At 69.0% G+C, this 22,260-nt stretch carries 17 protein-coding genes; 13 read left to right on the top strand and 4 right to left on the bottom strand.

Annotated elements, in window-relative coordinates; all coding sequences use genetic code 11:
• Window positions 1–6: 6 nt before the first annotated feature.
• Complete coding sequence (locus tag PGB34_RS16300; RefSeq protein WP_271429160.1) at window positions 7–1,869, bottom strand: M48 family metallopeptidase; 1,863 nt, start codon at window positions 1,867–1,869, stop codon at window positions 7–9.
• Between the two features lie 62 nt (window positions 1,870–1,931).
• On the opposite strand from PGB34_RS16300, the gene PGB34_RS16295 reads away from it, so the two are divergent.
• A complete protein-coding gene (locus PGB34_RS16295; RefSeq protein WP_271429159.1) occupies window positions 1,932–2,186 on the top strand; it encodes a DUF1653 domain-containing protein in 255 nt (84 codons plus the stop codon).
• Window positions 2,187–2,252: 66 nt separating this feature from the next.
• Here PGB34_RS16295 and purN read toward each other — a convergent pair whose 3' ends face one another.
• A complete protein-coding gene (gene purN, locus PGB34_RS16290) occupies window positions 2,253–2,861 on the bottom strand; it encodes a phosphoribosylglycinamide formyltransferase (protein ID WP_271429158.1) in 609 nt (202 codons plus the stop codon).
• 156 nt (window positions 2,862–3,017) lie between these two features.
• Here purN and PGB34_RS16285 point away from each other — a divergent pair, with 156 nt between their 5' ends.
• From PGB34_RS16285 to PGB34_RS16275, 3 genes are all read left to right on the top strand, one after another.
• Window positions 3,018–4,199, top strand: a complete 1,182-nt coding sequence (locus tag PGB34_RS16285) for an acyl-CoA dehydrogenase family protein (protein ID WP_271429157.1) — start codon at window positions 3,018–3,020, stop codon at window positions 4,197–4,199.
• Between the two features lie 11 nt (window positions 4,200–4,210).
• The gene (locus PGB34_RS16280; RefSeq protein ID WP_271429156.1) at window positions 4,211–5,326 is read left to right on the top strand and encodes an acyl-CoA dehydrogenase family protein; all 1,116 of its coding nucleotides are present in this window, start codon (window positions 4,211–4,213) and stop codon (window positions 5,324–5,326) included.
• Between the two features lie 87 nt (window positions 5,327–5,413).
• Entirely contained in the window at window positions 5,414–6,799 is a 1,386-nt protein-coding gene (locus tag PGB34_RS16275; RefSeq protein ID WP_271429155.1) for an alpha/beta fold hydrolase, read from the top strand.
• 228 nt (window positions 6,800–7,027) lie between these two features.
• Here the strand turns inward: PGB34_RS16275 and PGB34_RS16270 are convergent, their stop codons facing one another.
• A complete protein-coding gene (locus PGB34_RS16270) occupies window positions 7,028–7,588 on the bottom strand; it encodes an HNH endonuclease (RefSeq protein ID WP_271429154.1) in 561 nt (186 codons plus the stop codon).
• Window positions 7,589–7,784: 196 nt separating this feature from the next.
• On the opposite strand from PGB34_RS16270, the gene PGB34_RS16265 reads away from it, so the two are divergent.
• From PGB34_RS16265 to lspA, 3 genes are all read left to right on the top strand, one after another.
• Complete coding sequence (locus tag PGB34_RS16265) at window positions 7,785–8,834, top strand: bifunctional riboflavin kinase/FAD synthetase (protein ID WP_271429153.1); 1,050 nt, start codon at window positions 7,785–7,787, stop codon at window positions 8,832–8,834.
• A 160-nt stretch (window positions 8,835–8,994) separates the two neighbouring features.
• Complete coding sequence (gene ileS, locus PGB34_RS16260; RefSeq protein ID WP_271429152.1) at window positions 8,995–11,844, top strand: isoleucine--tRNA ligase; 2,850 nt, start codon at window positions 8,995–8,997, stop codon at window positions 11,842–11,844.
• A 26-nt stretch (window positions 11,845–11,870) separates the two neighbouring features.
• Window positions 11,871–12,368 carry a signal peptidase II gene (gene lspA, locus PGB34_RS16255; RefSeq protein WP_408647910.1) on the top strand — a complete coding sequence of 166 codons (498 nt, stop codon included), beginning with the start codon at window positions 11,871–11,873 and terminating at the stop codon, window positions 12,366–12,368.
• A 28-nt stretch (window positions 12,369–12,396) separates the two neighbouring features.
• On the opposite strand, the gene ffh is transcribed toward lspA, so the two are convergent.
• Window positions 12,397–13,785 (bottom strand): signal recognition particle protein, encoded by a 1,389-nt coding sequence (gene ffh / locus PGB34_RS16250; RefSeq protein ID WP_271429150.1) that lies wholly within the window; start codon window positions 13,783–13,785, stop codon window positions 12,397–12,399.
• Window positions 13,786–13,905: 120 nt separating this feature from the next.
• On the opposite strand from ffh, the gene PGB34_RS16245 reads away from it, so the two are divergent.
• The 6 genes from PGB34_RS16245 to PGB34_RS16220 all read left to right on the top strand — a co-directional run bounded on the left by PGB34_RS16245 (window position 13,906) and on the right by PGB34_RS16220 (window position 22,123).
• On the top strand, window positions 13,906–14,724 hold the full coding sequence (locus PGB34_RS16245; RefSeq protein ID WP_271429149.1) for a cytochrome C assembly family protein: 819 nt from the start codon (window positions 13,906–13,908) through the stop codon (window positions 14,722–14,724).
• The gene (locus PGB34_RS16240) at window positions 14,721–14,957 is read left to right on the top strand and encodes a PP0621 family protein (protein ID WP_271429148.1); all 237 of its coding nucleotides are present in this window, start codon (window positions 14,721–14,723) and stop codon (window positions 14,955–14,957) included. The genes PGB34_RS16245 and PGB34_RS16240 overlap by 4 nt, the downstream gene beginning before the upstream one ends.
• A 12-nt stretch (window positions 14,958–14,969) precedes the next feature.
• Window positions 14,970–16,649, top strand: a complete 1,680-nt coding sequence (locus PGB34_RS16235; protein WP_271429147.1) for a sensor histidine kinase — start codon at window positions 14,970–14,972, stop codon at window positions 16,647–16,649.
• A gap of 6 nt (window positions 16,650–16,655) precedes the next feature.
• Complete coding sequence (locus tag PGB34_RS16230; protein ID WP_271429146.1) at window positions 16,656–18,218, top strand: sigma-54-dependent transcriptional regulator; 1,563 nt, start codon at window positions 16,656–16,658, stop codon at window positions 18,216–18,218.
• Window positions 18,202–18,816 carry a 1,6-anhydro-N-acetylmuramyl-L-alanine amidase AmpD gene (gene ampD / locus PGB34_RS16225; RefSeq protein WP_271429145.1) on the top strand — a complete coding sequence of 205 codons (615 nt, stop codon included), beginning with the start codon at window positions 18,202–18,204 and terminating at the stop codon, window positions 18,814–18,816. The genes PGB34_RS16230 and ampD overlap by 17 nt, the downstream gene beginning before the upstream one ends.
• Before the next feature lie 355 nt (window positions 18,817–19,171).
• Window positions 19,172–22,123: a ribonucleoside-diphosphate reductase subunit alpha gene (locus tag PGB34_RS16220; RefSeq protein ID WP_271429144.1), complete on the top strand. Its 2,952-nt coding sequence runs from the start codon at window positions 19,172–19,174 to the stop codon at window positions 22,121–22,123.
• Window positions 22,124–22,260: the final 137 nt, after the last annotated feature.

Genomic DNA, 22,260 nt, shown 5'->3' with positions numbered 1-22,260 from the left:
CGCGGTTCAGCCCTGCAGCCGCGTGCGGGTCCAGACCGGCGCGCGCACGTGCTGCTCCACTTCGTCGCGCGGCACGTCCTGGCCCGCGGCCAGCACCAGCAGCGCACCCGGCACGTCAAGCTGCTGCTCCAGCGCGCGGCACAGGCCGTGGCGTTGTTCGTCGTCCAGGCCATGCACCTGCACGAAAAGGATGTGCGCCGCGCGCCAGGGCATGGCCCGCAGCTCGCGCTTGAGCAGCCAGGCGCGCGTGACGGGCCGGCAGCGCGCCAGGGCGATGCGCAGCTCGCTGAGCACGAATTCGTCGAGCGTGGGCGAGCCGGTGCGCTCGAAGTACGGCGGCTCGGCCAACTCTTCCCAGGCCCGCTGTTCGCCTTCTCGCGCCGCGCGCAGCCGCTCGCGCCAGCGTTGCAGGGCCTGCGCGTCATGCTCGCCCTGAGCCGGGTCTTCCAGCAACGCGACGGCTTCGCTCGCGGCCCGGTAGTGCTGCGCTGCGCCCGTGGCATGCAGGCGATCCAGCAGGGCCAGACGGTCCGCGCGCCCGCACTCGCCACGCAGCAGCCCGCGCAATGCACCGGCGTGTTCGGGCGCCAGTTCCAGAGCGCGCTCGTAGCGGCTGCGCACCACGGCCTGCGGGTTGCGGCGCAGTTCAAGATCGGCCCATTCCACGCATTCGTCGGCCGTGAGCCTGTCGGCACGCGCGGCCAGCAGGGCCGCCCGCTCGCGCACACGCTCCAGCCAGGCATGGTGCTGGCGCCAGTCGGCCCCTTGCGCGCGGCACCACTGCGCATCGAAATGCCGCACCCAGTGCGCGGCATCGGCCAGCATGTGCAGCGAACCCTTCTCGGGCCAGCGCGGCAGGCGCGGGCTGACTTCCCAGGCCTCGAGCCGGTCGCGCAGGCCCGGATGGGTGTCGCTCACGTCGCTGGTGCCCCGCAGCGCGGCACGCAGGGCGGCGCGCGCCACATCTTCCGGCGGCGCGCTGCACAGCTGCGTCTGCAGCGCGGCAAAGGGGCCCAGCGGCTGGGCCCGGTCGGCTGCCCGGGCCCAGTGCGCGGGCATGAGTTGCGCGTCCAGCCACTGGGCCTTGATGGCGATCTCGCTGAGCGCCGAGGCCGCCACGCGCGGCCCCAGCAGTTTTGCCGACACGCGGTCGGCCTCGTATTCGTCCTGCCGGGCGAGCGCGAAGGTGCGCGCCGCGAAGCGCGGGAAGTACCAGTGCAGGAAGGCCTGCGAGAGCTGCGCCATCGCGCCGTCCTGGCGCTGCATGTGGGCGTCCATGCGCAGCCAGGCCAGCCGCGTGCGATAGACCCAGGCGTTGAGCCGGCCATGGTCGCCGCGCAGGTGGCCGTACTCGTGCGCCAGCACCGACAGCAGGCGCCGCCGCTCCAGCGCCATCAGCAGCGGCAGGCCGATGGTCAGCGTGTTGACCGCCCCGCCCAGCAGGCCAAAGCGCGGCCACTGGCGGATGCTGGCATTGAAGGCGTCGTCCAGGTAGACCTGATGGATGGGCGGGCCCTGGATTTTTTCGCGGATGCGCGCCAGCGCCTCGAACAGCGCCGGCGCCTGCTCGGGCGTGAGGGCAACGCCCTCGGGCGGCTCCTGCTGCAGCCACAGGCTGCGCAGCGTCGCCCACGCCAGGCCCAGCGAAGACAGCAGCACCATCACCCGCACCGCATGCCAGCGCACGGGCTCGTCGCTCCACAGGCCGAAGACCCAGCCAAGCCCCGCCAGCGCCAGCAAAAGGCAGCCCAGCACCCAGGCATAGCCGAGCGCCGCAAAGGCGGCCACGCCACGCCGGTAGGCTTGGCTGTTTTCGGCACTGGCCTGCTCACTCAGATGCACCAGGTGCACAAAATCCGCTCTGTCCATCCTTGGAACCCGCAACACGCGCGCATCGAAAGAACACGCACGCCTTCAACTCGAAAAGCACCATGAGCCAAAGCCCGCCCACCGACACTGACCTGCCGCCCCTGGTTCGCACCGCGCCCGGCCGCTACCGCCACTACAAGGGCGGCGAATACCAGGTGCTGGACACCGTGCGGCACAGCGAAACGCTGGAGGCCCTGACGCTGTACCGCGCGCTGTACGGCGCGGCCGGCCTGTGGGTCCGGCCCGCTGCCATGTTCAATGAACAGGTGTGCGTGGATGGCCAGTGGCGGCCGCGCTTCGAGCGCGTGGGCGATTGAACAAAGAGGCGGCTGACGGGATCGGCTACGCCCGCTGCGAACGCAGCAGACGTAACCAATTGTCAATCAAACGCACGCGGTCTTCGATGACGGGTGCGTGACTTTCAGCCACTGGGCCACCGCCTGGGGATAGATGCGGTGTTCCTGCGACAGCACCCGGGCGGCCAGGGCCTCGGGCGTGTCGCCGGCCAGCACCGGCACCGCGGCCTGCGCGAGGATGGGGCCGTGGTCCAGCTCCGGCGTCACCTCGTGCACGGTGGCGCCGGCCACGCGGCAGCCGGCCTCGAGGGCGCGCCGGTGCGTGTGCAGGCCCGCGAAGGCCGGCAGCAGCGAGGGATGGATGTTGAGCAGCCGGCCCGCGTAGTGCCCCACAAAGCCAGGCGTCAGGATGCGCATGAAGCCGGCCAGCAGCACCAGCGAAGGCGCATGCATGTCGATGGCCTGCATCAGCGCGGCATCGAAGGCTTCGCGGCTGGGATGCTCGCCATGCGGGACCAAGGCCGTGGCCAGGCCCTGCGCCCGCGCCCATTCCAGGCCCGCTGCATCCGCGCGGTTGCTGATGACGGCCGCCACGCGGGCATCGAGCCGCTCGGCCCAGCGCTCGGCCTTGGCGGCGTTCACCAGCGCTGCCATGTTGGAGCCGCTGCCGGAGATGAGGATGACGATGTTGCGCATGTGAGTCTGGATGGCGTCTGGCGGCCGACCGCGCGTCGCATGCAATCCACGCGCGACGGGCCCGGCACCGGGGGCGGAATTATCGTCGTGTCGCCGGGCGGACTGAGACATGCGAACGACCGTGCTAAAAATCCTGCTTCTCTGGAGACACTTCCCATGGATTTGGCATTTACCCCCGAGGAACAGCAGTTCCGCGAAGAGATCCGCGCCTGGGTGGCGCAGAACCTGCCCAAGGACATTTCGCACAAGGTGCTCAACGCCCTGGAGCTCAGCCGCGAAGACATGCAGGGCTGGGCCAAGATCCTGGGCAAGAAGGGTTGGCTGGGCTACGGCTGGCCCAAGGAATTCGGCGGCCCGGGCTGGACGGCCGTGCAAAAGCACCTGTTCGAAGAGGAATGCGCCCTGGCCGGCGCGCCGCGCATCATCCCCTTCGGCCCCGTGATGGTGGCACCGGTGATCATGGCCTACGGCAACAAGGAGCAGCAGCAGCGCCTGCTGCCGGGCATCGCCAGCGGCGAAGTCTGGTGGAGCCAGGGCTACAGCGAACCGGGCTCGGGCTCCGACCTGGCCTCGCTGCGCACGCGGGCCGAGCGCAAGGGCGACAAGTACATCCTCAACGGCCAGAAGACCTGGACCACGCTGGGTCAGTACGGCGACTGGATGTTCAACCTCGTGCGCACCAGCAGCGAAGGCAAACCCCAGACCGGCATCAGCTTCATCGTGCTGGACATGAAGACGCCCGGCGTGACCGTGCGCCCGATCAAGCTGCTGGACGGTTCCTTTGAAGTCAACGACGTGTTCTTCGACAACGTCGAGGTGCCGGCCGAGAACCTGATCGGCGAAGAGAACAAGGGCTGGACCTACGCCAAGCACCTGCTCTCGCACGAGCGCACCAACATCGCCGACGTGAACCGCAGCAAGCGCGAGCTGGAGCGGCTCAAGCGCATCGCCAAGGCCGAAGGCGTGTACGACGACGTGCGCTTTCGCGACGAGATCGCCAAGCTGGAAGTGGACGTGGTGGCGCTCGAGATGCTGGTGCTGCGCGTGCTGTCGGCCGAGAAGTCGGGCAAGAACCCGCTGGACATCGCCGGCCTGCTCAAGATCAAGGGCAGCGAGATCCAGCAGCGCTACACCGAACTGATGATGCTGGCCGGCGGCGCCTACTCGCTGCCGCTGATCCGCGAGGCCATGCATGCGGGCTGGCAGGGCGACTTCCCCGGCGGCAACCCGGCGCTGGCGCCGCTGGCCTCCACCTTCTTCAACTACCGCAAGACCACGATCTACGGCGGTTCGAACGAAGTGCAGAGAAACATCGTGGCTCAAACCGTGCTGGGCTGAAAGGAACAGAAATGGACTTCAATTTCTCCGACGACCAGCAGCAACTGCGCGACGCCGTCGCCAAGTGGGTCGAAAAAAGCTACGACTTCGAGCGCCGCCAGAAGATCGAAGCCGAAGGCGGCTTCTCGCGCGAGGCCTGGAGCGGCCTGGCCGAACTGGGCCTGGGCGGCCTGTACATCCCCGAGGCCGATGGCGGCCTGGGCATGAGCCCCATCGAAGGCATGGTGGTGATGGAAGAGCTGGGCCGCGGCATCGTGCTGGAGCCGCTGGCGCAGTCGCTGATTGCCGGCGCGGTGCTGGCCGGCCATGCCGACGCTGCCACCAAGGAACGCTGGCTGCCCGGCATCGCCAGCGGCGAGGCGCTGGTGGTGCTGGCCCATCAAGAGAAGAAGGCGCGCTATCGCCTGGATGTGTGCGCCGCCACCGCCGCCAAGGCCGGCGATGCCTACACCGTCAGCGGCACCAAGAGCCTGGCGCCCGCCGGCGACCAGGCCGATGCCTTCATCGTGCCCGCGCAGCTCGACGGCAGGATCGCCCTCTTCCTCGTCGCGCGCGCCGAGGACGGCGTGGCCGCACGTGGCTACGGCACGCAGGACGGCAGCCGCGCCGCCGAAGTGGTGTTCGACAAGGCAGCCGCCACCCTGCTGGCCGCCGACGGCCTGGCCGTGCTCGAGCATGCGGTGGACATCGGCATCGCCGCCACCTGCGCCGAAGGCGTGGGCGTGATGGAAAAGACGTTGGCGCTGACGGTGGAATACCTCAACACGCGCAAGCAGTTCGGCGTGCTGATCGGCAGCTTCCAGGCACTGCGCCATCGCGTGGCCGACATGAAGATGCAGCTGGAGCTGGCGCGCTCGATGAGCTATTACGCCAGCCTCAAGCTCAACGCGCCCGCGGCCGAGCGCCGCCAGGCCATGGCGCGCGCCAAGTACCAGCTGGGCGTGTCGCTGCGCTTCGTGGGCCAGCAATCGGTGCAGATGCACGGCGGCATCGGCGTGACCGACGAGTACGTGGGCAGCCACTACTTCCGCAAGCTCACGCAGATGGAAATGGCCTACGGCGACACGCTGCACCAGTTGGGCGAGGTGTCGGCGCGCATGGAAGAAACGGCGGGCGTCTTCGCCTGACCGGCAGCCCGCGCCCAGCCAGCCACCCGCCAGTGCCGCACTGGCGGGTTTTTTCTTTATAAAGCGGGGCAAGGAGACCGCCGACCAATGACCCAACGCCGCACCCTGCTGCTTGGCGCGCCTGCCCTGCTCACCCTTGCCGCCTGCTCGACCATGCCCGCCACCCCTGGCGCCGATCTCCCGCCCATCGTCTTCGTGCACGGCAACGGCGATTCGGCCGCGCTGTGGCAGACCACGATCTGGCGCTTCGAATCCAACGGCTGGCCGCGCGAGCGCCTGTTCGCCTTCGACCAGCCGCTGCCGCTGGCGCGTGACGACGACACCCAGGCCCAGCCGGGCCGCAGTTCGACGGCCGACTCGATGGCCTTCCTGGCCGAGCGGGTGGACGCCGTGCTGCGCGAAACCGGCGCCGCGAAGCTGGTGCTGATCGGCAACTCGCGTGGCGGCAATGCCATCCGCAACTACATCCAGAACGGCGGCGGCGCGGCCAAGGTCAGCCATGCGGTGCTGGGCGGCAACCCGGCGCACGGCATCTGGAACGTGGCCGGCCACCAGGAGCAGAACGAGTTCTCGGCCCGCTCCGCCTTCCTCACGCAGCTCAATGCGCCCAAGGGCCCCAATGGCGACGAGGTCACGCCGGGCGTGCAGTGGCTCACCCTGCGCTCGGACAACAACGACAAGTACGCGCAGCCCGACGGCGTGTGGATCGGCCGGCCGGGCACGCCCACCGGCATCGGCTTCGACGGCCCGGCGCTGCGCGGCGCGCGCAATGGGGTGCTGCCGCGCGTGGACCACCGCGAAACCTCCTTCTCGCCAGCGGCCTTCGCCGCGACCTGGGAGTTCCTCACCGGCTCCGCACCGCGCAGCACCGCAATCACGGCCGAAGCCAGCATCGTGCTCGACGGCCGCCTCACGGGCCTGGGCCTGGTCAGCACCGACCCGGCCAGCGGCGCCTTCAGCAACAACCTGGCCCTGACCGGCGCGCAGCTCGCGGTCTACGCGACGGACCCGGCCACGGGCGCCCGCACCGGTGCCGCCGTGTGGCGCAAGACGGTGGGCACCGACGGACGCTGGGGGCCTTTTGCCGCCGACCCGCGGCAAACCTACGAATTCGAGATCACGGCGCCGGGCTATGCGACCACGCACATCTACCGCAGCCCCTTCCCGCGTTCGAGCCGCATCGTCAATCTGCGGCCCGAGCGCATCGCCGCCGCCGACCGCGACGCAAAAGCCATCGTGATCTTCACGCGCCCGCGCGGCTACTTCGACGCCCAGCGCGACACCATGCGCCTGGACGGGCAGGCCCAGCTGCCCGGCGTGCCGCCGCGCGGCGCGGGAGTGGCCAGTGCCAGGCTCAGGCTGCCAGGCGATGCTGCGCGCAGCGTGGTGGGCGAGTTCAACGGCGAACGCATCGCGGGCCAGAGCTGGCCGGCGGCGCAGGGCCATGTGGCCGTGCTTGAGCTGAGCTATTGAGCATTGGACCCATCAACACAAAGGGCGCCGCGGCGCCCTTTGTCATTTCCATTGCGCGCCGAGCGCTCAGAAGGTGTGAATGAATCCCGCGTGGCCGAGCAGACCGTCCAGAGGTGCGCCATCGAGGCGCAAAGCGCAGCCATAGCTCGGGCTATGGCGAGCATTTGCAACGATGAGGGCGCGCCTCTGGGCGGGATGAGCGGACATGTGGGGTTCGTTCACACCTTCTCAGCTGTCGTGCAGGCGCGAATTGCGCGGCAGGTGCGCCATCAGGAACTCCATCTGATCGGCCAGGATGCGGCGGTTGCGCAGGATGAAGTCTTCCCACAGGCTGGGCACGTAGGGCGTGTACAGCAGGGGCATGCCGGCCTGCTCGGGCGTGCGGCTGCTCTTGCGGTGGTTGCAGGGCCGGCAGGCCGTGACCACGTTCATCCAATGGTCCACGCCCCTTTGCGCGAAGGGCACGATGTGCTCGCGCGTGAGCTCGTCCTCATGGAAATGGCCGCCGCAATAGGCGCAGATGTTGCGGTCGCGCGCGAAGAGCTTGCTGTTGGTGAGGCCCGGCCGCATCGAAAACGGGCTGATGCGCGGCACGCCCTTGGTGCCGATGATGCTGGCCACGGCGATCTGCGACTGCTCGCCCGTGAGCGCGTTGTGGCCGCCGCGAAAAAGCGCGACCTGGCCGCCGGCTTCCCAGCGCACCTCGTCCGCCGCATAGTGGGTCACCGCCTGTTCCAGCGAGATCCACGACTGCGGCAGGCCCTGGGCCGACAGCTTCAATACCTTCACCACACAAGCCTCCTCTCGAAGAGAACGCCAGACGGCCTCGTGCTGCAAACCCTGTGCGGGCCACCGAGGCGCCCGACCGGAAGATGGACGCGAATGAATGCCACGAACGCGCCACAATATAACCCGGCTCGATGACAACTTGGCGCCCATGGCCTGCAGCCACGCCCTGGGCCGCTATCGAAAGCAGAATCCTTCCATGCAGATCTTCCGCGGTTTTAGGCACCCGGGTGTGGCGCCGGCCTGTGCGCTCACCATCGGCAATTTCGACGGCGTGCACCGCGGACACCAGGCCATGCTGGCCCTGCTGCAGACCGAGGCCAAGCACCGCGGCCTGCCCAGCTGCGTGATGACCTTCGAGCCCCATCCGCGCGACTACTTCGCAGGTGTGCTGCGCCGGCCCGAACTCGCACCCGCGCGCATCGCCACCTTGCGCGACAAGCTCAGCGAACTGCAAGCCTGCGGCGTGGACCAGGTCGTGGTGCTGCCTTTTGACGCCCGGCTGGCGGGCCAATCGCCCCAGCAGTTCATCGACCAGGTGCTGGTGCAGGGGCTGGGCGCGCGCTATGTGCTGGTGGGCGACGACTTCCGCTTCGGCGCCAAGCGCGCAGGCGACTACGCGATGCTCGACGCCGCGGGCCAGGCGCAAGGCTTCGATGTGGCACGCATGAACGCATATGAAGTCAGAGGGCTGCGCGTGTCCAGCACCGCCGTGCGCGAAGCGCTGGCCGAGGGCCGCATGGACGATGCCCAGGCCCTGCTCGGGAGGCCCTATGCGATCTCCGGGCATGTGGTGCATGGCCGCAAGCTGGGCCGCGCGCTGGGTGCCTCAGAGCCGGGCCGCGACGACGGCTTTCGCACGCTGAACCTGCGCTTTTCGCACTGGAAACCCGCGGCCAGCGGCATCTTTGCGGTGCGCGTGCACGGTCTGGCCGGGCATTGGCTGCCGGGGGTGGCCAACCTGGGCGTGCGGCCTTCGCTGGACGCCAACGACGTCAACGGCGGCCGCGTGCTGCTGGAAACCCACTGCCTGGATTGGCCCGCCGAACTCGGGGCCGAGGGGGCCTACGGTAAACTCGTGCGCGTGGAACTGCTGCACAAACTGCACGAGGAACTGCGCTACACCAGCCTGGAAGCGCTCACGGCCGGCATCGCCCGGGACCGTGACGATGCGCGCGCCTTCTTCGCGTCGGGGGCGGCCGACAGCCACGCCCAGACGCGTCGCCAGACCACGCGCGACCGAATTTAGCCCGCGCCCTTCCTGCGTGCGGCCGCCCCCTTTTTCGACAGGCTCGGGGCAGACGCCCCGAATTTCGCCGAGCAGGCCGGCCCGCCCGCCTGCCTGACGTCCCCACCCGCCCCATCTGCCCCAGGGGCCGAGCCCGTCCAAGCGCTTTTTCGCCTTCGCCATGTCTGACGCTGCCTCCACCTCCGCCCCCGACTACCGTGCCACGCTGAACCTGCCCGACACGCCCTTCCCCATGCGCGGCGACCTGCCCAAGCGCGAGCCGGGCTGGGTCAGGCAGTGGGAGGACGAAGGCCTGTACAAGCGCCTGCGCGTCGCGCGCGCCGGCGCGCCCAAGTTCATCCTGCACGACGGCCCGCCCTATGCCAACGGCGCCCTGCACATGGGCCATGCGGTCAACAAGGTGCTCAAGGACATGATCACCAAGGCGCGCCAGCTCGAGGGCTTCGACGCCATGTACGTGCCCGGCTGGGACTGCCATGGCCTGCCGATCGAGAACGCGATCGAGAAGAAGCACGGCCGCAACCTCAGCCGCGACGACATGCAGGCCAAGAGCCGCGCCTTCGCCACCGAGCAGATCGCGCTGCAGATGGCCGGCTTCAAGCGCCTGGGCGTGCTGGGCGAATGGGACAACCCCTACAAGACGATGAACTTCGCCAACGAGGCCGGCGAGATCCGCGCCTTCAAGAAGGTCATCGAGCGCGGCTTCGTCTACCGCGGCCTCAAGCCCGTGTACTGGTGCTTCGACTGCGGCTCGTCGCTGGCCGAGTTCGAGATCGAGTACGCCGACAAGAAGAGCCAGACCCTGGACGTGGCCTTCAAGACCCATGACCCGGCCAAGCTGGCCGCGGCCTTTGGCCTGGAGTCGCTGGCCAAGGACGCCTTCGCCGTGATCTGGACCACCACCGCCTGGACCATCCCGGCCAACCAGGCCCTGAACCTCAACCCCGATCTGAATTACGCGCTGGTGGACACCGAGCGCGGCCTGCTGATCGTGGCCGACGCGCTGGTGGAGTCGTGCATGAACCGCTGGGCGCTGGACGGCAAGATCCTCGCGCTGGCCGAAGGCAAGGCGCTGGCCGGGCTGGAGTTCGAGCATCCGCTGTACGACGTGGACGCCGGCTTTGCGCGCCTGTCGCCCGTGTACGTGGCCGACTACGCCACGGCCAGCGACGGCACCGGCATCGTGCACTCCTCGCCCGCCTACGGCGTGGACGACTTCAACTCCTGCGTGGCCAACGGCGTGCGCTACGACGACATCCTGAACCCGGTTCAGGGCAACGGCACCTACGCGGCCGACTTCCCCCTGTTCGGCGGCCAGCACATCTGGAAGGCCGTGCCGCACATCATCGAGGCGCTGCGCGAGGCCGGCCGCCTGCTGGGCACCGAAGGCATCACGCACAGCTACCCGCATTGCTGGCGCCACAAGACGCCAGTGATCTACCGCGCCGCCGCGCAGTGGTTCGTTCGCATGGACGAAGGCGAAGGCGTGTTCACCAAGCCCGGCGAAAAGCCCGCGCAGACGCTGCGCCAGATCGCGCTGGCCGCCATCGAGCACACCAACTTCTACCCCGAGAACGGCAAGGCGCGCCTGCACGACATGATCGCCAACCGGCCCGACTGGTGCATCTCGCGCCAGCGCAGCTGGGGCGTGCCGATCCCGTTTTTCCTGCACAAGGATTCGGGCGAGCTGCATCCGCGCACGATGGAGATCCTGGACCAGGCGGCAGCCATCGTCGAGCAGGGCGGCGTCGAGGCCTGGAGCCGCGTGACGCCCGAAGAAATCCTGGGCGCCGCCGACGCGCCGCACTACACCAAGAGCACCGACATCCTCGAGGTGTGGTTCGACTCCGGCTCCACCTTCTTCCATGTGCTGCGCGGCACCCACCCCGACGTGCACCACGACAGCGGCCCCGAGGCCGACCTGTACCTCGAAGGCCATGACCAGCACCGCGGCTGGTTCCATTCGTCCCTGCTGCTGGCCAGCGCGCTGGAAGGCCGCGCGCCCTATCGTGGCCTGCTGACCCACGGCTTCACCGTGGACAGCCAGGGCCGCAAGATGAGCAAGTCGCTGGGCAACGGCATCGAGCCCGACGAAGTCAGCAAGAAGCTGGGCGCCGAGATCCTGCGCCTGTGGGTGGCGGCCAGCGACTACTCGGGCGACATCGCGGGCGACGACAAGATCCTCGCGCGCGTGGTCGATGCCTACCGCCGCATCCGCAACACGCTGCGCTTCCTGCTGGCCAACACCAGCGACTTCGACGTGGACACCGATGCGCTGCCCCTCGAGGAGCTGTTCGAGATCGACCGCTATGCGCTGGCACGCGCGGCGCAGTTCCAGGCCGAGATCCTGGCGCACTACAAGGTCTACGAGTTCCACCCCGTGGTGGCCAAACTGCAGGTGTATTGCTCCGAGGACCTGGGCGCCTTCTACCTGGACGTGCTCAAGGACCGGCTCTACACCACGGCGCCGGGCTCGCGCGCGCGCCGCAGCGCGCAGACCGCCCTGTGGCACATCACCCAGGCCATGCTGCGCTGGATGGCGCCCTTCCTGAGCTTCACGGCCGAAGAGGCCTGGAAGCTGGTGGGCACCTCGGACTCCATCTTCATGGAAACCTACAGCACGCTGGAAGCCGGCAACGACGCGCTGCTGGCCAAGTGGGCGCGCATCTGCGCGATCCGCGACCTGGCCAACAAGCAGATCGAGGCCGTGCGGGCCGAGGGCATCCTGGGCTCTTCGCTGCAGGCCAACCTGCGCATCACGGCGGCGCCGGAGGACCACGCCCTGCTGGCCTCGCTGGGCGATGACCTGAAGTTCGTCTTCATCGCCTCGATCGTGGAACTGGCGGCCGGCGACGCGCTGGCCGTCGAGGTGCTGGCCAGCCAGGACACCAAGTGCGAGCGCTGCTGGCACTGGCGCGCCGACGTGGGCCAGGACGCCGCCCATCCCACGCTGTGCGGCCGCTGTGTCAGCAACCTCTATGGTGCCGGCGAGGCACGGAGCCACGCCTGATGAGCGCCGGCCCCACGCCCGCCACCATGCCCGGCGCCCCCGCGCACGGCCGCTTCGGCATCTGGCCCTGGCTGGCCCTGGCGCTCGTGATCTTCATTGCCGACCAGTGGACCAAGACCCTGATCCTGGGCCACTACCGGCTGGGCGACTACACGCCGATCACGGGCTTCTTCAACATCGTGCGGGCCCACAACCCGGGCGCTGCCTTCTCGTTCCTGGCCGGCGCCTCGGGCTGGCAGCGCTGGTTCTTCACCGTGATCGGCGTGGGCGCGGCCGTGCTGATCATCTGGATGCTGCGCTCGCACCCGGGCCAGCGGCTGTTCTCCTTCGCGCTGGCCTGCATCCTGGGTGGCGCGGTGGGCAACGTGATCGACCGCATGATGCACGGCTACGTGGTGGACTTCCTGGACTTCCACTGGGCCGGCAACCACTTCCCGGCCTTCAACCTGGCCGACAGCGCCATCACGCTGGGCGCGATCTGCCTGATCGTGGACGAGCTGCGGCGCATGCGCAAGCGGGCCTGAAGGCCCGCCTGCCGCGGCCCGCGGCGGCTCAGAACGGGAGCTTTCCGCCGCCCATGCCGCCCATGCCCGGTGGCATGCCCTTCATGCCGCCCAGGCGCTTCATCATCTTCATGAGGCCGCCGCCCTTCATCTTCTTCATCATGCCCTGCATCTGCTCGAACTCGTTGAGCAGGCGGTTCACTTCCTGAACCTGCACGCCCGCGCCGGCGGCGATGCGCTTCTTGCGGTTGGCCTTGATCAGCTCGGGCTTGCGGCGCTCCAGCGGCGTCATGCTGTGGATGATGCCTTCCTTGCGGCGCACGTCGCGCTCGGCGCGCGTCAGGTCGGCGTCGGTGGCCTTGCCCGCCAGTTGCGCGGGCAGCTTGTCCATCAGGCTCGACAGCCCGCCCATCTGCTTCATCTGCTGCAGCTGGGCCAGGAAGTCCTCGAGGTCGAAGTGGCCGCTCTTGACCTTGCCGGCCAGCTTCTTGGCCGCCTCCACGTCCACACCGGCCGAGACCTGCTCGACCAGCGCCACGATGTCGCCCATGCCCAGGATGCGGCCCGCATGGCGCTCGGCGTCGAAGCGCTCCAGGCCGTCGATCTTCTCGGACACGCCCGCGAACTTGATGGGCACGCCGGTGATCTGGCGCACCGACAGCGCCGCGCCACCGCGCGAGTCGCCGTCCATCTTGGTCAGCACGATGCCGGTCAGCGGCAGCGCTTCCCTGAAGGCCTTGGCGGTGTTCACCGCGTCCTGGCCCTGCATGGCATCGACCACGAACAGCGTTTCGACCGGCTTGAGGGCCGCATGCAGGCCCTTGATCTCGTTCATCAGCAGCTCGTCGATGGCCAGGCGGCCGGCCGTATCGACCAGCAGCACGTCGAAGTGGTGCTTCTTGGCGTAGTCCAGCGCAGCGGCGGCGATGTCCAGCGGCTTCTGATCGGGCGTGCTCGGGAACCACTCGGCACCGGCCTGCTTGGTCACCGTCTTGAGCTGCTCGATGGCCGCGGGGCGGTAGACGTCGCCCGAGACCGTGAGCACCTTCTTCTTGCGCTTTTCGATCAGGTGCTTGGCCAGCTTGGCCGTGGTGGTGGTCTTGCCCGCGCCCTGCAGGCCGGCCATCAGGATCACGGCCGGCGGCTGGGCCGCGAGGTTGATGTCGGCCACGCCCTCGCCCATGGTGGCGGCCAGTTCGCGGTTGACGATGCCCACCAGCGCCTGGCCCGGCTTGAGCGAGCCCAGCACCTCTTCGCCCATCGCCTTGTCCTTGACGCGGTTGACGAAGTCGCGCACCACGGGCAGCGCCACGTCGGCTTCGAGCAGCGCCATGCGCACCTCGCGCATCATGTCCTGCACATTGGCGTCGGTGATGCGGGCCTGGCCGCTCATCGTCTTGACGATGCGGGAGAACTTGTCGGTGAGGGCGGTGGCCATTCGGGGATTCCGTGGGACTGGAGAGGGGGCCGCGGCAGCGGCCGCAGCGGTCGGCAGGCGGGTGCTGCCGGGATGATGGGACAGGCCGGATCGCATCCGGGCTTGTCCTAAACTCGCCCGATGATTTTAGCGAGCCCCTCCCCGATCGGCCTGGCCCTGGGGCTCGCCACCGCCGCGCTTTATGGTGCAACGGCGGCTGGCGCCGACCGCATGGGCCGCCAGAACACACAGCTGCTGCTGGCCCTGGCCTGGCTGCTGCACGGCGCCACGCTGTGCTGGGCACTCGCGGCGGCTCCCGTGAAGTTCGGCTTCGCGCCGGCCCTGTCGGTCACCGCCTGGCTGGTGCTGACCGTCTATGCGGTCGAAAGCCGGCTTTATCCGCGCCTGACGGTGCGCCGCGCGCTGGCGGTGCTGGGTGCGGCGGCCGTGCTGCTGGCCCTGATCTTTCCGGGCGCGCCGCTGCCCCACACGGCCTCGCCCTGGCTGCCCATGCACCTGGCGCTGGGCATCGCGTCCTATGGTCTTTTCGCGGCGGCCGTGGTGCATGCCTGGCTGCTCACGCGCGCCGAACGCCAGATTCGCCTGGCCGTGGAGCCGTCCACCGAAGCGGCGGGCGTGCCGCTGCTGACGCTGGAGCGGCTGACCTTCCGCTTCGTCACGGCCGGCTTCGTGCTGCTGTCGGCCACGCTGCTGGCCGGCCTGCTCTTCAGCGAGCAGCTCTACGGGCCTTCCGTGCGCGGCTGGAAGTGGGACCACAAGACGGTGTTCTCGGTGCTGGCCTGGGTCAGCTTCGCGGTGCTGCTGATCGGCCGGGCCCGCTTCGGCTGGCGCGGGCGCACGGCCAAGCGGGTTCTTTATGTGGGCGCCGGCCTGCTGCTGCTGGCCTATGTGGGCTCGCGCTTTGTGATCGAAGTCATCCTGAACCGGGGCGGCGCATGAAATATCTGCTGGTGCTGGCCGTGCTGCTGGTCGCCTTCCATGTCTGGCGCAGCAACCGCCGCGAACGCATGCGCACGCCGCCGCCACCCAAGGCCCGGCCGCAAAGCCTGGCCAAGCCCGAGGCCATGACGCGTTGCGCCCATTGCGGCATGCACCTGCCGGCCAACGAGGCCGTGCCCGGCCAGCGCGGCAGCTACTGCAGCCGGCAGCATCTGGGCCAGGCCGAAGGCTGAATCGCCGTGCCGATGTCTGGTGCCGCCGCCACCGATTGGGGCGTGCTGGAGCCGCCGCCGCTGGCACACAGCACGGCGCTGACGCGCCTGTGGCGCGCCTTCATGACGGCCAGGCTGATGGTGGGCCTGGTGCTGCTGACGCTGCAGGTGGTCGCCTTCAGCCTGGGGCAGCCGCTCAATGTCTGGGCGCTGACCCTGTCCAGCGGCTACCTGGTGGTGGCGCTGGCCGGGCGCCAGTTCCTGCGGCCCGATCCGCCGATCCGGCGGCTGGGGCTGAACTGGCTGCTGAGCATGGGCGTGGACCTGGGCACGGTGGCCCTGCTGCACGTGCTGCAGTCCGGCAGCATCAACTACACGCCGCTGTTCGCACTGCCGGTGCTCATGGGCGCCGTCGTGGGCACCTTGCCCGTGGGGCTGGCCACGGCGGCATCGGTGGCTGTGCTGCTGCTGGGCGATGCGCTGCGCGTGCAGTGGGACACGGGCGCGGACCCCAGCAACCGCCTGCTGCAGGCCGCGCTCTCGGGCACCGGCCTGTTCATCGTCGCGCTGCTCGCACACCAACTGGCGCGCCGCCTCGCGCGCGAGGAAAGCCTGGCCGAGCGCAGCCGGGGCACGGCGCAGATGCAGGCCCAGGTCAACGAGCTGGTGATCGAGACGCTGAGCGAAGGCGTGCTGGTGATCGACGTGGACGGGCGCATCCATGCGGCCAACCCGGCCGCGGCCGCCATCCTCGGGCATGGCCTGGCCCATGCCGCATTGCCGATGGCACTGGACAGCTTTCCGGCCTGGCGGCCGCTGGCCACGCTGGCCGCGCAGACCTTCGCGCAGGAACGCAGCCAGTCCGAGGAAGTGCCCGTGGCCCAGAGCCAGGGCGCTGCGCGCGAGGTGCGCGTGCTCACCCGGCTCACGCCGGCGCAGGCTGCCGGCGGCATGGGCCTGTGCGTGATGTTCCTGCACGACCTGCGCGAGCTGGAGGCCCGCATCCGCACCGAGAAGCTGGCGGCGATGGGCCGCATGTCGGCCGCGGTGGCGCACGAGATCCGCAACCCGCTGGCCGCCATCACCCAGGCCAGCGCCCTGCTGGGCGAAGACCTGCATGAAGAAGGCAACCGGCGCCTGAACGACATGGTGCGCAGCAATGCCCAGCGGCTGGCCCGCATCGTCGACGACGTGCTGGACATGGCGCGCGCGCGCCAGCAGGGCGAGCAGCGGCCGCATGCGGGCCCCAGCCTCGACCTGGACGCCGCGGTGCGCCACATGACCGAGGAATGGGTCGGCCACAACGCGCGCACCAGCGTGGCCCTGTCGCTGGGCGCGCACCAGACGGTGGACTTCGACCCTGAGCACCTGCGCCGCATCCTGGTGAACCTGCTGGACAACGCGGCCCGCTACGCCAGTGCGCAGGAGCGTTCGATCCAGGTGGTCACGCGGGTGGGCAGCGACCAGCGCGCGCGTCTGCACGTGTGGAGCGACGGCGCGCCGCTGGACCCGGCCGTGCAGCGCCATCTGTTCGAGCCCTTCTTCTCGTCCGAAAGCCGCTCCAGCGGCCTGGGCCTGTTCATCTGCCGCGAACTGTGCGAGCGCCATGGTGCCCAGATCGGCTACGCGCGCCGTCCGCTGAGCCAGGACGGCGCCGAGGGCAACCTGTTCTCGATCCACTTCGCGCCCCTGGCGGCCCCTTTGCCACAATAGCGCCCCGTGAGCAGCAGCACCCCGTCCCCCTCCAGCACCCAGCCGGCCCGCATCCTGGTGGTCGACGACGAACCCGATCTGCGCACGCTCTACGAGCTCACGCTGCTGCGCGAAGGCTATCGCGTCGATGCGGCCGGCACCCTGGCCGAGGCCTGGGAACAGCTCGAAGCCACCGAGTTCGACGCCGTCATCACCGACATGCGCCTGCCCGACGGCCTGGGCCTGTCGCTGCTGCAACGCCTGCACAAGAGCCAGCGCGCGGAACGCTGCGTGGTCATCACGGCCTATGGCTCGGCCGAGAACGCGGTGGATGCGCTCAAGGCGGGCGCTTTTGATTACCTGGCCAAGCCCGTCGATCTGAAGCAGTTCAGGGCGGTGGTGGCCTCCGCCGTTCAACTGCGCGCCCGCGCGCCCATCGCGCTGCCGACGGCAGTCGCCGAGCCCCGGTCCGCCGCGCCTTCAGCCGCTGTCAGTGCAACTGCGCCCGCCGCAGCCCCGGAAGACCCCTGGCCCGCCGCGCTGGTGCGGCTGGTGGGCGATTCGGCGCCCATGCGCCAGGTCAAGGCGCGCATCGTCAAGGTGGCGCGCAGCATGGCGCCGGTGCTGGTGCATGGCGAATCGGGCACCGGCAAGGAGCTGGTGGCGCGGGCCGTGCACGCCTGCAGCCAGCGCAGCGAAGGGCCCTTCGTGGCCGTGAACTGCAGCGCCATCCCCGAAAGCCTGCTGGAAGCCGAATTCTTCGGCGCGCTCAAGGGCTCCTACACCGGCTCCTCGCAGGACCGCGACGGCTACTTCCAGGCCGCGCGCGGCGGCACGCTCTTTCTGGACGAGATCGGCGACCTGCCGCTGGCCATGCAGTCCAAGCTGCTGCGCGCCATCCAGGAACGCCATGTGCGACCCATCGGCTCCACGCAGGAAGACGCGGTGGACGTGCGCATCGTCAGCGCCACCCACAAGGACCTGCAGGCCGAAGTGCAGGCCGGGCGCTTCCGACAGGACCTGTTCTACCGGCTCAACGTGATCGAGCTGGTGCTGCCGCCGCTGCGCGAGCGGCGCGAAGACCTGTTCGCGCTGTGCCAGGCGCTGCTGGCGCGCATCGCACAAGACAGCGGCCAGCCGGTGCCCGTGCTCTCGGCGCGCTCGCTGCAGGTGCTGGCTTCGCATCCGCTGCACGGCAACGTGCGCGAACTCGAGAACCTGCTGCATCGCGCGATGGCTTTGAGCGAAGGCGACGAGCTGAACCTGGACCCGCTGGACGATCTGGAACCCCTGGCCAGCGAAGCCGAGGAAGCCCCGGTGCCCGCCATCGAATGGGACGCCGCCACCGTACCCGCACCAGCGCCTGCCGGCGACCGCACCCCGACCGAAGGTGGCGACGCCGAGCCCGCGATTCCGCCCGACCTGCAGCACTACCTGGATCAGAAGGAGCGCGAGATCCTGGTCCAGACGCTGCGCGCCACGGGCTTCAACCGCACGGCCGCCGCCGCCCGCCTGGGCCTGAGCCTGAGGCAGATGCGCTACCGCATCGCACGCCTGGGCATTGCGAGCCCGAATGACGAAGACGGCTGAGCCGGGCAGCCCCCCACCCGCCCGGCCCGAGTGGGACCAGGGCTGGTGGCAGCCCGCCCGGCAGCTGCGCTCGCCCAACTTCGGCCCGCGGCCGGCCGGTGCGCAGATCGACCTGATCGTTCTGCATTCCATCAGCCTGCCACCCGGCCAGTACGGCGGCCAGGAGGTGCAGGCGCTGTTCACCAACAGTCTGGACTGGGACGCCCACCCCTACTTCCAGCAGATCCGCGGCATCGAGGTCTCGGCCCATTTCTATGTGCGGCGCGACGGCAGCGTGTGGCAGTTCGTGAGCACCGAGGCGCGGGCCTGGCATGCCGGCGCCTCGGCCTGGCGCGGGCGCAGCAACTGCAACGACGACTCCATCGGCATCGAGCTGGAAGGCCTGGAAGGCGAGCTTTTCGACGATGCCCAATACGAGGCTCTGGCGCGGCTGATGCCTGCGCTGGCGCGCAACCATCCCATCGCCCATGTGGCGGGCCACGAGCACATCGCGCCGGGCCGCAAGCAGGACCCGGGTCCCGGCTTCGACTGGCGGCGCCTGCGCCTACAGCTGCGATGGCCCGAGAGCCGCTTTCCGCCCGCCAGCTTGCAGCGCTAGGCTGGCGAAACGGCGGTACCAACCCCGCCCTGATTTTTTTCTTTGGCCCTGGTGCATCCGGCCCATGCACGCAAAGGCGCCTCGCAGGCGCAGCAACCATGCGGGCTGGCAGCGCAAATGCTGCGCCAGGCCGCATGTCTGCTGGCTTGAAGGCGGCACTCCCAACGCTGAAGCGGCCTGGCGGCGGGCGTTCATCACACTTCGGCGCTTCCCCGACCCTGCAGGCGCTGGTTAACGCTACATCCAGTGGGTTGTGAGGGGCTCCACCACTAGATATAGTGTGCAGCCGTCACGACACGCACCCGCTTTTGCCGCTGCTGCCGGACCAGAATTACCGCCACCAAGAGGAATACGAATGCAAGAAGCTCTGAACACGCCCTCCACCCCCCGCCTCAAGCCTGCGCAGACCCCCGCCAGCCGCGATGTGGCCGGAGGCGCGGGTCTGGCCGCCCTTGCCCACTACCAGATCATCCGGCGCAACGGCGCCGTGGTGCCCTTCGAGCCGAACAAGATCGCCGTGGCGCTGATGAAGGCCTTCCTGGCCGTGCATGGCACCCAGGGCGCGGCCTCGGCCAGCGTGCGCGAGACCGTGGAAGGCCTGACCGACGCGGTGGTGCGCGCGCTGGTGCGCTCGCGTCCGGGCGGCGGCACCTTCCACATCGAAGACGTGCAGGACCATGTGGAACTGGGCCTGATGCGCGGCGGCCACCATGAAGTGGCGCGCGCCTATGTGCTGTACCGCGAGCGCCGCACGCAGGAGCGCCTGCGCCAGGGCGAGCAGGAAGTCGCGCCCGCCGCGCAGCCTGCGCTGCATGTGCTGGACCGCGGCGAGCGCGTGCCGCTGGATTCGGCCGCGCTGCACGCGCTGCTGCAATCGGCCTGTGCGAACCTGGGCGAGCATGTGCGGGCCGAGCCCATCGTGGCCGAAACCATGCGCAACCTGTACGACGGCGTGCCGCTGGACGAGGTCTACAAGGCCTCCATCCTGGCCGCCCGCACGCTGATCGAGAAGGACCCTGACTACACCTACGCCACCGCCCGCCTGCTGCTGCACACGATCCTGAAGGAAGTGCTTGGTCGCGAAGTGACGCAGGCCGAGATGGGCAGCGCCTATGCCGACTACTTCCCGCAATTCATCAAGAAGGGCGTGGAGAACGAACTGCTCGACGAAAAGCTGCTGCAGTACGACCTGGCCCGCCTGGGCGCGGCGCTGAAGGCCGACCGCGACCTGAAGTTCGACTACCTGGGCCTGCAGACCCTGTACGACCGCTACTTCCTGCACGTGCGCAAGACCCGCATCGAGCTGCCGCAGGCCTTCTTCATGCGCGTGGCCATGGGCCTGGCCCTGAACGAGATCGACCGCGAAGCCCGCGCCATCGAGTTCTACGAGGTGCTGTCGAGCTTCGATTTCATGTCCAGCACGCCCACGCTGTTCAACAGCGGCACGCTGCGCTCGCAGCTGTCCAGCTGCTACCTGACCACCGTGCCCGACGACCTGGACGGCATCTACGAGTCGATCAAGGAGAACGCGTTGCTGTCGAAGTTTGCGGGTGGCCTGGGCAACGACTGGACCCGCGTGCGCGCCCTGGGCTCGCACATCAAGGGCACCAACGGCGAATCGCAGGGCGTCGTGCCCTTCCTGAAGGTGGTCAACGACACGGCCGTGGCCGTGAACCAGGGCGGCAAGCGCAAGGGCGCGGTCTGCACCTACCTCGAGACCTGGCACCTGGACATCGAGGAATTCCTGGAACTGCGCAAGAACACCGGCGACGACCGCCGCCGCACGCACGACATGAACACGGCGAACTGGATCCCCGACCTGTTCATGCGCCGCGTGATGGAAAAGGGCAACTGGACGCTGTTCTCGCCCTCCTCCGTGCCCGACCTGCACGACCTGTTCGGCGCCGACTTCGAGCGTGCCTACGTGGCCTATGAAGAGAAGGCCGCCCGCGGCGAGATCAAGCCCAGCAAGACGCTGCCGGCCACCGACCTGTGGCGCAAGATGCTCTCGATGCTGTTCGAGACCGGCCATCCCTGGATCACCTTCAAGGACGCCTGCAACGTGCGCTCGCCGCAGCAGCATGTGGGCGTGGTGCACTCGTCCAACCTGTGCACCGAGATCACGCTGAACACCAGCGACACCGAAACTGCCGTCTGCAACCTGGGCTCGGTGAACCTGCTGCAGCACCTGAAGGACGGCGCCGTCGACCAGGAGAAGCTCAAGAAGACCATCTCCACCGCGATGCGGATGCTCGACAACGTGATCGACATCAACTACTACGCCGTGAAGAAGGCGCGTGACTCCAACCTGCGCCACCGCCCCGTGGGCCTGGGCCTGATGGGCTTCCAGGACGCGCTGTACGAACTGCGCATTCCCTACGGCAGCGAACAGGCCGTCGAATTCGCCGACCGCTCGATGGAAGCCATCTGCTACCACGCCTACTGGGCCTCGACCGAGCTGGCCCGCGAGCGCGGCCGCTACGCGACCTACAAGGGTTCGCTGTGGGACCGCGGCATCCTGCCCATCGATTCGCTGGACCTGCTGGAAAAGGCCCGCGGCGGCTATGTGGAAGTGGACCGCTCCAGCTCGCTGGACTGGGACAGCCTGCGCGCCAAGATCAAGGCCGACGGCATGCGCAACTCCAACTGCGTGGCCATCGCCCCCACGGCGACCATCTCCAACATCATCGGCGTCGACGCCTCGATCGAACCCTGCTTCGGCAACCTGTCGGTCAAGTCGAACCTGTCGGGCGAGTTCACCGTCATCAACCACTACCTGGTGCGCGACCTCAAGCGCCTGGGCCTGTGGGACGACGTGATGGTCATGGACCTCAAGCACTTCGACGGCTCGCTGCGACCCATCGACCGCGTGCCGCAGGACATCAAGGCCCTGTACGCCACGGCCTTCGAAGTCGAGCCGCAATGGCTGGTCGAGGCTGCCGCCCGCCGCCAGAAGTGGATCGACCAGGCCCAGTCGCTGAACATCTACATGGCCGGCGCCTCGGGCAAGAAGCTGCACGACACCTACACGCTGGCCTGGACGCGCGGCCTCAAGACCACCTACTACCTGCGCACCACCAGCGCCACGCACGCGGAGAAGTCCACGGTGCAGTCGGGTCGCCTGAACGCAGTCTCCTCCGGCAGCAGCACGCCGATGGCCGCCGCACCGGCACCTGCCGCGAAGGCCGCAGCCCCGAGCGCACTCGAAGCTGCAGCGGCTGCCGCACAGGCACAGATGAACGCCACGCCGGCCACCGACATCAAGTTCTGCGCCATCGACGATCCGGGCTGCGAAGCCTGCCAGTGATGCGATGAGGCATCGGCGCGGACCGCAACGCATCCGGGCTTCGACAACACGACGAAGCTGCTTGCTGCGGTCCGCAGCCCCTCACCCAATCGCCCCGGTGCCGCGTCGACGTGATCGCTCGATGCCTGCGCACAACA

It is taken from the genome of Xenophilus arseniciresistens, assembly GCF_028023875.1.
GTDB lineage: Bacteria > Pseudomonadota > Gammaproteobacteria > Burkholderiales > Burkholderiaceae_C > Xenophilus > Xenophilus arseniciresistens.
The sequence above is the reverse complement of the archived record's forward strand: the minus strand, read 5'-3'. Positions and strand labels throughout refer to the sequence as shown.